The sequence below is a fragment of the Paenibacillus sp. FSL R7-0302 genome (assembly GCF_038006885.1).
Taxonomy (GTDB): domain Bacteria; phylum Bacillota; class Bacilli; order Paenibacillales; family Paenibacillaceae; genus Paenibacillus_AQ.
On sequence record NZ_JBBOWB010000001.1, the window covers coordinates 1,977,998 to 1,992,855 of the forward strand.

General features: G+C 53.6%; 10 protein-coding genes. All 10 read left to right on the forward strand.

Annotated elements, in window-relative coordinates; translation table 11 throughout:
• Positions 1-2 precede the first annotated feature (2 nt).
• The 10 genes from MKY96_RS08450 to MKY96_RS08495 all read left to right on the forward strand — a co-directional run bounded on the left by MKY96_RS08450 (position 3) and on the right by MKY96_RS08495 (position 14,786).
• Positions 3-1,829, forward strand: a complete 1,827-nt coding sequence (locus tag MKY96_RS08450; RefSeq protein ID WP_340939759.1) for a sensor histidine kinase — start codon at positions 3-5, stop codon at positions 1,827-1,829.
• Entirely contained in the window at positions 1,826-2,848 is a 1,023-nt protein-coding gene (locus tag MKY96_RS08455) for a substrate-binding domain-containing protein (protein ID WP_340939760.1), read from the forward strand. The genes MKY96_RS08450 and MKY96_RS08455 overlap by 4 nt, the downstream gene beginning before the upstream one ends.
• Positions 2,849-3,212: 364 nt before the next feature.
• Positions 3,213-4,283 (forward strand): galactose ABC transporter substrate-binding protein, encoded by a 1,071-nt coding sequence (locus tag MKY96_RS08460; protein ID WP_076079223.1) that lies wholly within the window; start codon positions 3,213-3,215, stop codon positions 4,281-4,283.
• 161 nt (positions 4,284-4,444) lie between these two features.
• Positions 4,445-5,956, forward strand: a complete 1,512-nt coding sequence (locus MKY96_RS08465) for a sugar ABC transporter ATP-binding protein (protein ID WP_076079224.1) — start codon at positions 4,445-4,447, stop codon at positions 5,954-5,956.
• A 109-nt stretch (positions 5,957-6,065) separates the two neighbouring features.
• The gene (gene mglC, locus MKY96_RS08470; RefSeq protein WP_076079225.1) at positions 6,066-7,073 is read left to right on the forward strand and encodes a galactose/methyl galactoside ABC transporter permease MglC; all 1,008 of its coding nucleotides are present in this window, start codon (positions 6,066-6,068) and stop codon (positions 7,071-7,073) included.
• Positions 7,074-8,427: 1,354 nt separating this feature from the next.
• Positions 8,428-10,389 (forward strand): WG repeat-containing protein, encoded by a 1,962-nt coding sequence (locus tag MKY96_RS08475; protein WP_340939763.1) that lies wholly within the window; start codon positions 8,428-8,430, stop codon positions 10,387-10,389.
• A 264-nt stretch (positions 10,390-10,653) separates the two neighbouring features.
• The gene (locus MKY96_RS08480; protein WP_340939765.1) at positions 10,654-11,433 is read left to right on the forward strand and encodes a CAP domain-containing protein; all 780 of its coding nucleotides are present in this window, start codon (positions 10,654-10,656) and stop codon (positions 11,431-11,433) included.
• A gap of 418 nt (positions 11,434-11,851) precedes the next feature.
• Complete coding sequence (locus tag MKY96_RS08485; protein WP_340939768.1) at positions 11,852-12,772, forward strand: GDSL-type esterase/lipase family protein; 921 nt, start codon at positions 11,852-11,854, stop codon at positions 12,770-12,772.
• A 48-nt stretch (positions 12,773-12,820) separates the two neighbouring features.
• Positions 12,821-13,804, forward strand: coding sequence for an ABC transporter ATP-binding protein (locus MKY96_RS08490; RefSeq protein WP_340939769.1), 984 nt, complete (start codon positions 12,821-12,823; stop codon positions 13,802-13,804).
• Entirely contained in the window at positions 13,797-14,786 is a 990-nt protein-coding gene (locus MKY96_RS08495; protein ID WP_036732948.1) for an ABC transporter permease, read from the forward strand. The genes MKY96_RS08490 and MKY96_RS08495 overlap by 8 nt, the downstream gene beginning before the upstream one ends.
• Positions 14,787-14,858: the final 72 nt, after the last annotated feature.

A 14,858-nucleotide genomic window follows, 5' to 3' on the forward strand; every position in this document is an offset into this window, starting at 1 on the left:
CCATGAACAAGCCGAGGGGTTATTTCTTCCCGCTGCGGCCGGGGTCCCGCAAGAGCGGCAGGCTGCGCCTGTCCTCGAAGCTGCGGAGCATTCAGCTGATCATCACGCTGACGTTCATGGCGGTGACTGCGGCAGTGGCCGTAATCGTCAGTGTGATGCTGTACGGCAAGTTCGCCAACACGGCGGAGGAGAATGCCAATCTCAACATGCAGCAGATCATCGAGCAGGTGAACTATAACCTGGAGCTGTATGTGAAGGGGATGGGCAGTATTTTTGCGACCGCCGAGAAGCAGATTACCTCTACGCCCTCCATCGATTCCCCGTTGCTCTATGAACGGATGGATACCCTGATGAGCAGCCGCGAGGATCTGGTGTCCGTGGCTGTTTTTACACCCCAGGGGAAGTATGTGGTGGGGACGCCGGGGCAGACGATGCGCATGAACACGGGGCTTGAGAGCCAGAGCTGGTTCACCACAGCCAAGCGTACCTCCGAGATCTCCTATTCCGCCCCGCATATCCAGAATCTGTTCAAGGGCAGGTATACCTGGGTAGTCTCCATCTCCAAGCTGATTCAATACAGGGAGAACGGGGAGCTGAGAACCGGTGTGCTGCTGCTGGACTTCAACTTCAGAACGATTGACGAACTCAGCAAGCAGGTCAAGCTGGGCAAAAGAGGTTACGCCTACATCCTCGACCCGCTCGGCAATATCGTCTACCATCCGCAGCAGCAGCTCATCTACGCCGGGCTGAAGTATGAGAATGTGGAGCCGGTGCTGGAATACGCCTACCGCAGCTACTTGGACGAATCGACCGGGGAGAAGCGGTTTATCACCGTACGCACGCTGGCGCAGACCGGCTGGAAGATTGTCGGGGTGGCCTATTACGATGAGATTGTCACCACCAAGCGGGATCTCAATCAGTTCCTGGCGTGGTTTCTTGCGGTTGTTCTCGTCTGTGTTATTGCGGTGTCTGTCTTCCTGTCCTGGCTGATTGCCAGCCCGATCCGCAAGCTGGAGCGTACCGTGAAGCAGGTGGCGGAGGGCGATCTGAATACGCCGATTAACGTCAGCGGAGCCTATGAGGTAGAACAGCTGTCGAGGCGCTTCAACATGATGCTCCAGCGTATTCGCCAGCTGATGGAGCAGATCATATATGAGCAGGAGACGAAGCGGAAGGGCGAGCTTGAGGTGCTGCAATCGCAGATTAACCCGCATTTTCTGTACAATACGCTGAATTCGGTCATCCGGCTGGCAGAACGCGGCAAAACGGATGAAGTCGTCACCATGATCCAGTCGCTCTCCAGATTCTTCCGCATCAGCCTCAGCAAAGGCAAGAACATTATCACCATCCAGGAAGAGCTGGACCATATCCGCCATTACCTGGTGATTCAGAGCTTCCGCTTCAAGAATAAATTCCGTTATGAGATTACGGCGCAGGAGGAGGTCCTGGAGTGCCAGACGATCAAGCTGATTCTGCAGCCTATCGTGGAGAACGCGCTCTATCACGGGATCGAAATGCTGCCGGACGAGGGGCTGATCTCGATCACCGCCGGGCTTCAGGACGGGCTAATCCTCATCAGGGTCAGCGACAACGGCCTCGGGATGTCCAGGGAGACGGTGAACGGCATTCTAAGCGGAAGCGTCAAAAGCACCAGCGGATCAGGGGTCGGTGTCCGGAATGTGCACGAACGGATCGGCCTGTATTACGGGCGGGAGTACGGGCTTGCTTTTCAGAGTGAGCTGGAAGAGGGGACGGTTGTGACGATTGTGTTCCCGGCCCTCCCGGCGGGAGAGGCTATGGATGAGCAGAAGGAGGAGACGAACCTGTGAAAAGCCTGCGTGTATGGCTCACCGTGCTGCTGTGCGGCGTGCTGTGGATCTCTGTATCTTCTTGCTTTAACGCCTCGCCAGCTTATATCAGCACCAGCAAGACACGGAATATCCACCTGATTGTCAAGATGAACAAAGGGGATTACTGGAACACCCTGAAGCTCGGAGCAGAGGCTGCGGCGAAAGAATTCAATGTCAATCTGACCTTCAAGGCGCCGGATTCAGAGAGTGATATTGAGGAGCAGGTCGTCATGGTGGAGGAGTCCATTAAGGAGAAGGCGGATGTGATTATTCTCGCGGCCAGCAGCTATATGGGACTGGCGCAGGTCGTGGATCAGGCGGCGTATTCCCGAATTCCGGTGATTTCAGTCGATGCGGAGGTCGGCTCTGCCAAGGTTCGGACTTACGTGGGGTCGAACGGCTACGAGGCCGGACAGAAGTCCGCCGAACGGCTGATTCAGCTGCTGGGGGGCTATGGCGAGATCGGGATCATTAACTTCACCAATTCGTCGCTTACCCCGGACTCCGGCAAGACGGGCAGTATCGACTATGGTGCGCGGGATGCAGATGAGCGGGAAAAGGGTTTTCTGAATTATGCCGCCCGCTTTCCTGACGTTAAGGTCGTACAGATCGCCTACACTTCCTCCAGCACCTCCGACGCCGAGAATCTGACCCGGGAGATGCTGAACAAGTACCCCAATCTGCGCGGTATTGCCACTTTGAATGAAATTGCTTCACAGGGCGCGGCCAGGGTGATTCAGGGTCTGGAGAGGGATAGTGTGAAAATGATTGCTTTTGACAGCTCGCCCTCAATGATGGAATCGCTCCAGGATGGCACTGTGCAGGCGACCGTCATCCAGAATCCGTTCAGCAACGGGTATCTGGCGGTGAAATATGCCGTGGAGGCGCTCGAAGGCATGGATATTCCCGAACGCGTGGACACCGGCACCAAGCTCATCGATCTGGAGAATATGCTGTGGCCGGAGAATCAGAAGCTGTTGTTCCCGTTTGTAAGGTAGCAGAAATTTAAGATCTATATAGATTGAACAAAAACTTAAGTTAAAGGAAAAGTGGCGGAGGGGAATTTTGGAACTGGAGGAGCGGTAGCGACCGCCTTTGTCTGCGGATTTCAACCGTTAAAAACGGGATAAATCAAGAAATCTGGAGACAACAGCGGCCGGAAGTCCAAAACTTCTCTGGAGTCACGGTTAATCCCAAAACATAAAAAACCATTAGTTCAATGTATATTGATAGTAGAATTTTCATGGAAATGAGTAGGATTTTATATTCGCAACCGTTTTCACGTAGGGCATAATAAGGATGTACCCGGGACACACCGGGATCATCCCAAATAAAGAAATATCCTCAGGAGGTCAATTAGACATGAAAAAAATCACTTCCGTTCTACTTGCAAGTGCATTGCTGGGTGCTGCTCTCGCAGGCTGCGGCGGCAACAATAACAAGGCGGCTGACGCTGCTAACACAGGAACTTCGGCTAACACTGCGAATTCAGGTTCCGCTGAGACTCCGAAGGTCGGCGTAGCGATCTACAAATTTGACGACACGTTCATGACGGGTGTCCGCAACGCCATCGATGCTGCTGCCAAGGGCATTGCCACTGTTGATATCGTAGACAGCCAGAATTCCCAGCCCACACAGAACGATAAGGTGGATCTGTTCATCACCAAGAAATATAACGGCATGCTGATCAACCCGGTAGACCGCACCGCTGCGGGCGTCATCATTGACAAAGCCAAGACCGCGAACATTCCGGTGGTCTTCCTGAACCGCGAGCCGCTGCCGGAAGATATGAAGAAATGGGATAAGGTCTACTACGTAGGCGCGAAAGCTGAAGAGTCCGGCACCATGTCCGGCCAGCTGATCGTGGATTACTGGAAGGCACACCCTGAAGCGGACAAGAACGGTGATGGCGTGCTGCAGTATGTCATGCTGAAGGGCGAACCGGGACACCAGGATGCCGAACTGCGCACCACGTATTCCATCCAGGCCATCGAAGATGCAGGCATCAAGGTAGAGAAGCTGGCTGAAGATACCGCGATGTGGGATCGTGTAAAAGGCCAGGAGAAAATGGCCGCCTTCCTCGGCTCCCACGGCGACAAGATTGAAGCCGTACTGGCCAACAACGATGACATGGCACTCGGCGCGATCGAAGCTCTGAAGGCTCAAGGCTACTTCAGCGGCGACAAATACATGCCGGTTGTAGGCGTGGATGCAACAGCTCCTGCGGTTCAGGCCTTGCAGGATGGAACCATGCTCGGTACTGTACTGAACGATGCCAACAACCAAGGTAAAGCAGCGATCACCCTGGCCGCTCTGCTGGCCAAAGGCGAAACGCCAACCAAAGAGAACGTAGGCTTCGACATCACGGACAACCAGTTTGTATGGATCTCCTACAAAAAGATTACCAAAGACAACGTAGCAGACGCCAAGTAATCCGTTAACAGGTGCAAGGCTACAGATACAGATACGTATCATAGATACCAGTCCCGGAGGGCGCTGCAATGCGCTCTCCGGAATTCCTTACGGGTAGGGAGCAGGATGGAACCGCTGTGCCTCTCATGGAAAAAGAAAAAAAGCGTAGGGGGCGTAACAACATGGCAAATACGGAATTTTTGCTGGAAATGAACGGCATTACCAAAGAATTTCCCGGCGTGAAGGCGCTGGATGGAGTCAGCATTAAGGTTCGTCCGGGCTCGGTTCATGCACTTATGGGCGAGAACGGGGCAGGCAAGTCCACACTGATGAAATGTCTCTTTGGAATCTATTCACCGGATGCCGGTGAGATCTTCCTGGATGGCCAGAAGGCCTCCATCTCCAATTCGAGCGAAGCACTGAAGCACGGCATCTCGATGATCCATCAGGAGCTGCACCCTGTACCTTTCCGCAGCGTGATGGAGAACATTTGGCTGGGACGTTTTCCAACCAAGGGCATCGGGCCGCTTCAGTTCATTGACCACAAAAAAATGTTCACAGACACCGAAAACTTATTCAAAGATCTGGATATCGACCTGAATCCCGAAACACTGGTGGGCAAGCTGTCTGTATCCAAGATCCAATCCATCGAAATTGCGAAGGCGGTCTCTTTTCACTCCCGCGTGATTGTCATGGATGAGCCAACCTCGTCCTTAACCAGCGTGGAAGTAGAGCATCTGTTCCGGATCATCCGGGACCTGCAAAAAAGAGGCGTAGCTATTATCTATATATCTCACAAAATGGAAGAAATCCTGGAGATTTCCGATGAAGTGACGATTATGCGTGATGGTAAAAAGATCGGCACCTGGCCCTCCGCCGAGCTGACCACGGACCTGATTATCTCCAAGATGGTCGGGCGTGATCTGACGAACCGTTTCCCGGAGCGCACCAATGTTCCAGGCAAGGTGTTCATGAAGGTGGAAGGTCTGACCTCACCCGAGCCCAGATCCTTCAAGGATGTGTCCTTCGAATTAAGACGCGGGGAGATTCTGGGTGTCGGCGGTCTGGTCGGCGCACAGCGAACCGAAGTTATTGAAGCGCTGTTTGGACTGCGCGCGGTGAAATCCGGCTCCATCTCGATTGACGGCAAGAAGGTGAAGATTAACTCTCCGCAGGATGCGAAGAAGCACGGGCTGGCCCTGTTGACCGAGGAGCGGCGCGTGACGGGGATTTTTCCGGTGCTGTCTGTGCATGAGAACGGCGCCATCGCCAACCTGGACCGTTACAAGACGCCTTACCTGCTGCTGAACGGCCGCAAGAAGAAGGTTGAAGTCGATAAAATGATTGAAAAGCTGCGGACCAAAACGCCAACGACCAAGACACAGATTATGAATCTCTCCGGCGGGAACCAGCAGAAGGTGCTGCTGGCCAGATGGCTGCTCACTGAGCCTGAGGTGCTGCTGCTCGATGAGCCGACCCGCGGAATTGACGTCGGTGCGAAGTTCGAAATCTATACGATTATTGCCGACCTGGCGAAGCAGGGGAAGAGCATTATTATGATCTCCTCGGAAATGCCCGAGCTGCTGGGGATGTCTGACCGTGTTATGGTGATGTCGGAAGGACGGCTTACAGGAATATTAGAAGGTGCGCAGGCTACGGAAACCGAAGTGATGCGTCTCGCTGCACAGCATTAATCAGGAGCTATACTCACAGGACGGCGAAGACCATAGGGCTGCTGCAAGGCTGAAGAAGCTTAGCAATGAATGCTTAAACTTCGCGTAACAATTAAGGAGGAACACAATTATGACTATTAAAAGAGCGCAGTCCTTCGTGACTCAAAACGCAATCTACATCGTGCTGGTACTGCTGATCATGGGGATTATCATATACGAGCCAAGCTTCATGTCCATTAACACCTTGCGGGATGTCCTGATCCAGTCCTCCACACGCGTGATTATTGCGCTCGGGGTGGCCTTTATCCTGATCACCGCCGGGACCGACTTGTCGGCAGGCCGGGTGGTCGGCTTCACTGCTGTTATCTCAGCGTCCATGCTGCAGATACCCGATTACTCCCGCCGCTTCTTCCCCGATCTGCCGCAGGTGCAGGTCTGGCTGCCGATTCTGATTGCCATTGTGGCCGGCCTGCTCTGCGGTCTCGTCAATGGGATTATCGTATCTAAGCTCAACGTTCCGCCGTTTATCGCCACTCTGGGCACGATGCTCATCGTGTACGGCTTGAACTCGCTCTACTTCGATATGGACCCGAACCAATCCCAGCCGATCGGCGGATTGCGTTCCGACTTCACCGACATTGGCTCCGGCTTCATCGGCAGCGGCCAGTATTCCATTCCGTACATTGTACTTATAGCCCTCGGAGTTGCGGCCATAGTCTGGGTGCTGTTCAACAAAACCAAGCTGGGTAAGAACATGTACGCCATCGGAGGCAACATGCAGGCAGCCAAGGTATCCGGGATCAATGTCTCCAAGAACCTGATCTACATCTACGCTATCGCTGGTGCCCTGTACGGTCTAGCCGGTGTGCTTGAAGCAGCCAGAACCGGCGGCGCGACCAACAACTACGGGAACATGTATGAGCTTGATGCCATCGCAGCCTGCGTAGTCGGCGGCGTATCCACCACCGGCGGGATCGGTACCGTCCCAGGCGTCCTGGTCGGCGTTATCATCTTCACCCTGATCAACTACGGCCTGACCTTCATCGGCATCAGCCCTTACTACCAGCTGATCATCAAAGGCCTGATCATTATCGCGGCTGTATCGTTTGATATGCGGAAATATTCGTCGAAAAAATAGCTTGGGGTTCGGTGATTTAGTCGTACCTGCGGGGATTTTGGACTTCCGGCCGCTGTTAGGTTTGGATTTCCTGATTTGAACCGCTGCTCGCGGTAGAAATCCAAACCAAGCCTATGCTTACGATGCGAGCTTTCCTGCGGAAAGCTTTCAGGCGGACGCTACCGCTCCTCCAGTTCCAAAATCCCCTCCGGTACTACTATCACCTCACCAAGGGTGGGGAAGGCAGGCAAAGAGCGTTTGCGGTACCCACGCAAACGCTTTTTGGCTTGCCCGGATTTGTCGCAGCGTTGCTCCAAATCACATGATTGAATGTGCCTGTGGTGGTGAGTATTGGACTTCCGGATGCTACCGCTCCTCCAGTTCTCGAATTCCCTCCGTTATTCGAACAGGTGATCATGATTTGTTGCAATAAATGCAACTCGGGCGGGCTGGAGCAGGGGGAATCAGGCTGATTACTGCACGAAATGCAACATTTCCTCTACTAATTGGCTTGTGGGCCGGCAAATGCTGCATTTTAGGCAACAATGTTAGTTTAAAGTCGATATACGTAGCCGAATGTTGCATTTTGTGCAGGATTTCGCAGCTAATAGTGACTAATTAATAGTTTTATTCTGATCTAGAGGCGACAGAGGGGCAGAGGGGGCGCGGAGAGGCGGCAGAGGGCAGAGGGTGTGCATAGAGGTGCCAGGTGGTAAGTAGCAAGCAGTTAGCAGTCAGGCGGCAGGCAGCAGGAGACAAGCAGTTAGCATTCAGGTAGCAGGCAGTGGGCGGCAAGTAACAAGTGGCTATTAATCAGGTAGCAGACGGTAAATAGTTAGCGGTCAGCAGTGAGTAGTGAATAGTCAGCAGTTAGCAGTCAGCAAGTCAGCAGTTAGTAGTCGGGTGGCAGTCAAGTGACTGGTAACAGGCAGAATTAGCACTATTTTTACGGACGAATTTGTCCAGTCCGCTGAATAGAGTTTTAGACCTCTATCCTTTATAGAGTTTTATAACCCTTTGCCTGCCCAGCAAAAGGGTTATTCTCATATTTCAAGGGCAGGCACAGCAGCCCTTGTTCACCCGGTACACACCCTCCGAAAGGGTGTGTTTGTGTTGCCCTTAAGGTTTACCAACAAAAAGGCAGCAGTAACGGAGGGGATTTTGGAACTGGAGGAGCGGGAGCGTCCGCCTTTGTCTCCGGATTTCTACCGCGATCAGCGGTTTAAATCAAGAAATCTGGAGACAACAGCGGCCGGAAGTCCAAAACTCACCGCAGTTACGACATCGCCTTTCTGTTTTTTAACGCCCAAGCACACCCTTTCCCCCTCACGCTCATAGTCTATAGGCAAAAGCCTTTGTAAAGGAGAACGACAACATGCTGAGGATTAAGCTGAACGAGCTGGGAAAAGGGAACGACAACGGTTTGATTCAGACGGAGGTATGGCGGTGGGACGGCATCGGCTGGAATGAGTGTATTCCGCAGCAGGAGGAGGATTTCATCCGTGCGGAAGAGGATCTGTTCGTGACAATCCCGGCAGAGGCGGGCTTATACCGTGTAGACTACTCCAAAAAGCCTCTGGAGGCGCTCATTGTGCTACCGGATGACGGCGGAGGTCTGCGGGCAGCGCTGCTGCATCCGGCTCCTTTTAAGCTTAAGGACGGGACGCTGTGGGGATATATCAACAACGAAGGCCGGATTGGGATTGAGCCGAGATATGATTATGCGGAGGAGTTTCAGGAGAATGGCCTGGCGGTGGTGCAGCGGGGGAATGTCAGCGGTCTGATTGACAGCTCCGGGCGGGAGCGGGTCAAACCGGTCTATAGTTTTATTGGTCCTTTTTCCGAGGGGCGGGCCGTGGTGTCGGATGCGAAGGGCTATACTTTTATTGATGAAAAAGGCAAAGAGGTGACGTCCGCGCGCTATGACTATCTGAATTCGCTGCACGAAGGCCGTGCGCTGTTCTCCAAGCAGAATACTACCGGGGGGAACTCGCTGTATGGCTACCTGGATGCCCAGGGCAAAGAGGTGCTGCCAGCCGTCTATCTGGACGCCGGGGATTTCTCGAACGGGACTGCACTGGTCAAAATAGCCGAAGGGGAATATGCGCTGATTGATCTTCATGGCGTGGTGCTGCATACGTACAAACATCCTTTTGTCGGGTATCCGGGGGATGGGCTGCTGGCCTTTCAGGCGACGGAGAATGGAAAATACGGTTATCTGCACACGGACGGCACGATTGCTATCCAGCCGCAGTATACGGCAGCTCTGCCGTTCTCGGAGGGCCGGGCGGTGATTAACACAGCCGCTGATTATGGCAACGCCTACGGTCTGATCGACAAGCAGGGGAAAATGATCATTCCCGCCGTCTATTATGAGGTGCAGCAGCTGGGAGAGAACCGAGTGGCGCTGGGGACCCCGCTGTATGCAGATCAGCCCTACAGAGGCTCCAGCTATGTCATCGCCGATGCGCTGACCGGAAGAATTCTCAGCACTCACCCGCTGCTGGGCGTGAACAATTATCAGCAGGGACTCGCGTCGGTGTATGATGCCAAGGATACGTATTTTATTGACACCAGCGGGAAAAAAGCCGCCCAGCCCCCGGTCATCGCAGGCTCAGGATCACTGTCCTTCAGCGGCAGCCTGATCCGCGCGGATATTGATCTGCGCACCTCCTATTATGACCGTAAAGGCAAGCAGGTCTGGCGGCAAAACGGGGTCATTCCGCTCAGACCGCCATACTCTGTGCTGGAGAAGAAATACAAGCCTAACCGGGATTATCTGGTCTATTATCCGGTCGTGGAAGGGATCGCGGTTGCCGAGGTCTCGAAGGCGGTGAATGACAAGCTGCGCAATCTGTCGCTCGCTTATGGCGCGGGGACGGGTGGAGGTACGCAGGATTTCAGCTATACGGGAGATTTCGCCGTATCCTTCTTCCGTAAGAATCTGCTGGTGCTGGAGCTTAGCGGTTATCATTTCCCCTTCGGCGCTGCGCATGGCATGCCTACCCGGATCTATGAGCATATCAACCTGCGCACCGGCAAGTTCTACACGCTCAGCGATCTGTTCAAGCCCGGCAGCAAATACGTGCAGAAGCTCAGTGACATTGTCGGCAAGCAGATTGCGAATGATCCGCAGTATTCCTATGTTTTCCCTGATACGTACAAAGGCATTACAGCCGATCAGCCCTTTTATGTGGATGCGGAGGCGCTGTACCTGTATTTTGCACCTTATGAGATTGCTCCGTACGCCGCAGGATTTCCAACCTTCCGCATTCCGTATGCTGAGATTATGGGCCTGATCTCGACCGAAGGGGAGTTCTGGCAGTCTTTTCATTAAAATAAGCGATAGAAGCGCCGATATATAGGATAGATACAGCCGTCCTGAAAAGGACGGCAATGCTGTTTTCTTTAGCCGCTGCTGGAGGGACAAGCCTTCCTATTCTATGAAATCCTTTCTATCTATAAAATGACAGAATTTAGAAGCGCACAGCTGATAGTTTTGTGTTACAATGACCTAGGAACAGATTACAACTTTGTAACATTTGTAGACCGACGCCCTGGCAGCACGATACATCACAACGAAGAATAAGGAGATGGCAGAATGAAAAGCAAGACTTTGAGAAGAGTGATAGGTGGAAGCGTAGCCGCTGTTATGGCGCTTGGCATTTCTCTTCCATTACAAGCAAACGCAGCAGCAGCCGGTGCCCCTGCGGCAGCCGGATCAGATATGAATTTCGCACAGCTCATGGACTATTTCACACAGAACAATTCGAAGACTTTTGTACTGAATGGTAATACTTACACTGTCACTAAAACCTTTGTATACACAACGCCAGGTGCAGCTGCCCCGGCAGCACAGCCGGCAGCTCCGGCTAAGCCGGTTGCAACAGCAGCACCAGTGGCTACAGCGGCACCGGCAGCCACTGCTAAGCCAGCCCCGGCCCCCGTGGCCACTGCAAAACCTGTGGTAACCCCGGCCCCATCTGCGGTTCCTGCAGTTGGCAATAACGCCTCCAGTTACACACAGCAAGTAGTCGCACTGGTGAACAAAGAGCGCGCTGCAGCTGGACTAGCCCCTGTCTCCGCACTGGACAGCCTGAACAAAGTGGCTGCGGCGAAGGCTGCGGACATGCGCTCGAACAACTATTTCTCACACACTTCTCCGACTTACGGATCACCTTTCGATATGATGTCGGCGTTCGGCATTACGTATAAGGCGGCTGGTGAGAATATCGCTATGGGCCAGAAGACCCCTCAGGAAGTTATGACCGCGTGGATGAACAGCCCGGGTCATAAGGCTAACATCCTGAGCGCGAACTTCAACTACATCGGCGTTGGCTTCGATAATAACTACTGGGTTCAGGAATTCATCGGTAAATAAAGCAACGTTAACTCCGCCCTCCGGCATTGCCGGGGGGCGTTTTTATGTTTTTGTAGATGGTCTTGATACGATCAGCACAGCGCCATCGTGCCGCAGTCCGCGGTCTTGCACGATCAGCGCAGCGCCATCGTGCCGCTCTTACTGCTTCCACCGTTTAGGTGTTAAGCGGCGGAGGGGATTTTGGAACTGTAGGAGCGATAGCGTCCGCCTTTGTCTCCGAATTTTAACCGTATAACGGTTCATTCAATAAATTTGGAGACAACAGCGGCCGTAAGTCCAAAATCACCGCAGCCGCGCCCCCACCTAAACTCCCTTCCCGTTTGCAAATTGTGCAAAGAAGAATTATGTTTATCTACATAGTTAATAATGTTGTGAATGATGGAAGAGGCAGAAGAGTACGGCAGATGGAGGGATAGCATTGAAGGATTCCAAATGGACCTGGAGGACAGTAAGCCTGGTGTCCATCCTGGCAACTTTACTTTTGATTACAGGATTTGTGTATGCAGTGGGCGATATCCTGAACCCGAAGGGGGAGCAGTTCCTCTCCTCCCTTCCGCAGGAGACGGCTGCACCGACAGCCGCGGCAAGTGACGAATACAAGATCCTGGCGCTTGGTGATTCTCTGGCCAAAGGGACCGGCGACAACTCCGGGCAAGGGTTTGTTAGACGGACCGTAGATGCCTTGTCGGCCAATGGAGGAAAGGCAGAGCTGCTGGGCAATATGGGCATTAACGGCTTGACCACGGCTGCCTTGCAGAGCAAGCTTCAGGAGGAAGGGGTGCAGTACGCGCTGCGTCAGGCGAATGTCATCCTGATCTCCATCGGCGGGAACGACCTGTTCCGGGGCTCGGATATTCTGGGGACCGGCGGGAGCAGCGGACAAGCAGCCGCCTCTGCGAAGCCTTCGGAGCAAGCGGTACCTCAGAGCGCGGAAGCCCCTGCCAATAACAAGGTAGAAGGCACCACCCCGGTTCCAACCGCGTCTGCAGGTGATCTGACCCCGGAATCGCTTCTCTCCGCGCTGCCTGGGGCCGCCAAACGGCTGGGCAGCATACTGGATACAGTTGCAGAAGTGAATCCGCAGGCCCAAGTCTATTACATCGGACTGTATAATCCCTTCGGAGATATCGAGGGGCTGCTAATTCCCGGTAATCAGGCGGTAACGGCGTGGAATAATGCGGCGATGGATATGATCAACAAGCATCAGAACATGACGCTGGTTCCGACCTTTGATCTGTTTGACCGCCATTTGGCGAAATACCTGTCGAATGATCATTTTCACCCGAACGGGGACGGTTATCAGCGGATGAGCGAGCGGATTGTACAAGCGGTTCGCTGACAGAATAATTTTTTGAACAGAAATGACTGTGGCAAGGAGCTGTATAAGATGGCGAGAACCATTCATGAGGCACCGGGGGAAGAGGTCGTCCTGTCCGCCCGGGGAGTCCGCAAAAAAATCGGCCGCAAATGGATTATAGATGATGTCACGTTTGATGTGAAAAAAGGCGAAATCTTCGGCTTTCTCGGTCCGAACGGAGCCGGCAAAACCACAACCATCCGTATGCTGGTGGACTTGATCCGCCCGAGCGAAGGGACGATTACCGTCTGCGGCTATAATGTGAACCGGAATCCGGAAAAAGCGCTGCAATACGTCGGCTCCATTGTCGAGAATCCCGAGGTCTACACGTATCTGACGGGCTGGGAGAACCTGCAGCATTTCGCCCGCATGCAGCCCGGGGTAGATGAGCAGCGGATTGCCGAGGTCGTGGAAATCGTGCGGCTCGATCAGCGAATTCAAGATAAAGTCAGCACGTATTCGCTGGGGATGCGCCAGCGGCTCGGTATTGCCCAAGCCCTGCTCGGCCGTCCCCGGCTGCTGATTCTCGATGAGCCGACCAACGGCCTGGACCCGAAGGGGATCAAGGAGCTGCGCGAATTCATCCGTAAGCTGGCGGACGAAGGGCTGGCGGTCTTTGTGTCCAGTCATCTGCTGAGCGAAATTCAGCTGCTGTGCGACCGGGTAGCCATTATCAGCAAAGGCCGTGTACTCGCTGTTGGCGCTGTAGACGAGCTGGTTGCCCGTAACTCGCCTTATGTCCTGTGGGAGCTGGAGCCGCTTCAGCGGGCAAGAGACATCATGGCCGGGCGGCCGGATATCGATCTGCTTCATCTGGACGAGGTTACCCTGGATGACTCGGTCATCGCAGGCATGGGCGTGAATTCCCTGGTTACGGCGATGGACGAGGAGCTGATCCCGGAGATTGTTGCCGTGCTGGTTGCACAAGAGGTGGAAGTCCGGGCTGTGCATAAAATCAACCCTACACTGGAACAGCTATTCTTGAAGCTAACGGAAGGTGAAGCCATTGACTAACCTGCTGCCGCTCATCCGAAATGAGTGCCTGAAGATTATTAAAAAGAAACGTTTCTATGTCATCCTCCTCATCCTGCTTGTGCTGGTGCCAATGTTTACCTATGCGCAAATGCGCATAGCCGAGCGCAGCCGTGACAAATTTAACTCTGACTGGAGGCTGGAGATCCAGCAGCAGATTACCGACAACCAGAACTCGCTCGGCAGCGACCGGATTCCGGAGGAATGGAAGTCGTACCGGCGGATTTTTCTCCAGCAATTGCAGTATTATCTGGACCATGATGTGAATCCGAACGAGCCGAGCGGAGTAACGTTCACCCGGGAGTTTGTCAATAATTCCGTCTCCCTGTTCATTCCGCTGCTAATCATGGCGGTTGCCTCCGACCTGGTCTCCGGGGAGCGGACGACAGGCACGATCAAAATGCTGCTGACCCGACCGGTCCGGCGCTGGAAGGTACTGTTCAGCAAAATGGTAGCGCTGCTGATGTTCGTCTCGCTGATTGTTCTGTCTGTATTTGTAATCAGCTATCTGATATCGGGGCTGGCTTTTGGCTATAAGGGGTTCAATGTTCCAGTCTTTACAGGCTTTCAGCTGAACGGTGATACTGTGGATATGACTAAGGTTCATGCTGTGGAGCAGTGGAAGTATCTGCTGATGCAGGGCGGGCTGATCTGGTATGTCAGCATCGTGGTGGCTTTGCTGGCCTTCATGGTGTCGGTGCTGGTCCGCAGTACGGCTGCTAGCATTGTAGTGATGATGGCAGCGCTGATTGCCGGAACGATCCTGACGAATATGGCTTCCGCCTGGACGGCGGCCAAATATTTATTTATGGTCAACATGGAGCTGACGACTTATTTAGCGGGTACTCCCGCGCCGATAGAGGGCATGACATTGGGCTTTTCGATGGCGGTTCTGGGCATTTGGGGACTTGCGGCCGTAATCATTTCATTCGCCGTCTTTACGAAACGGGATATTTTGAATTAGAATGTACAAAGTGAACGAAAACGTTTGTTTGCATTTTTAGAGAGACAGGAAGACAAGTGAAGGAGGAGCATG

Excerpts from the sequence above, each read along its gene's own strand:
- MKY96_RS08450 (WP_340939759.1), top strand. The coding sequence starts at position 3 with ATGAACAAGCCGAGGGGTTATTTCTTCCCGCTGCGGCCGGGGTCCCGC.
- MKY96_RS08460 (WP_076079223.1), top strand. The coding sequence starts at position 3,213 with ATGAAAAAAATCACTTCCGTTCTACTTGCAAGTGCATTGCTGGGTGCT.
- MKY96_RS08465 (WP_076079224.1), top strand. The coding sequence starts at position 4,445 with ATGGCAAATACGGAATTTTTGCTGGAAATGAACGGCATTACCAAAGAA.
- mglC (WP_076079225.1), top strand. The coding sequence starts at position 6,066 with ATGACTATTAAAAGAGCGCAGTCCTTCGTGACTCAAAACGCAATCTAC.
- MKY96_RS08475 (WP_340939763.1), top strand. The coding sequence starts at position 8,428 with ATGCTGAGGATTAAGCTGAACGAGCTGGGAAAAGGGAACGACAACGGT.
- MKY96_RS08480 (WP_340939765.1), top strand. The coding sequence starts at position 10,654 with ATGAAAAGCAAGACTTTGAGAAGAGTGATAGGTGGAAGCGTAGCCGCT.
- MKY96_RS08490 (WP_340939769.1), top strand. The coding sequence starts at position 12,821 with ATGGCGAGAACCATTCATGAGGCACCGGGGGAAGAGGTCGTCCTGTCC.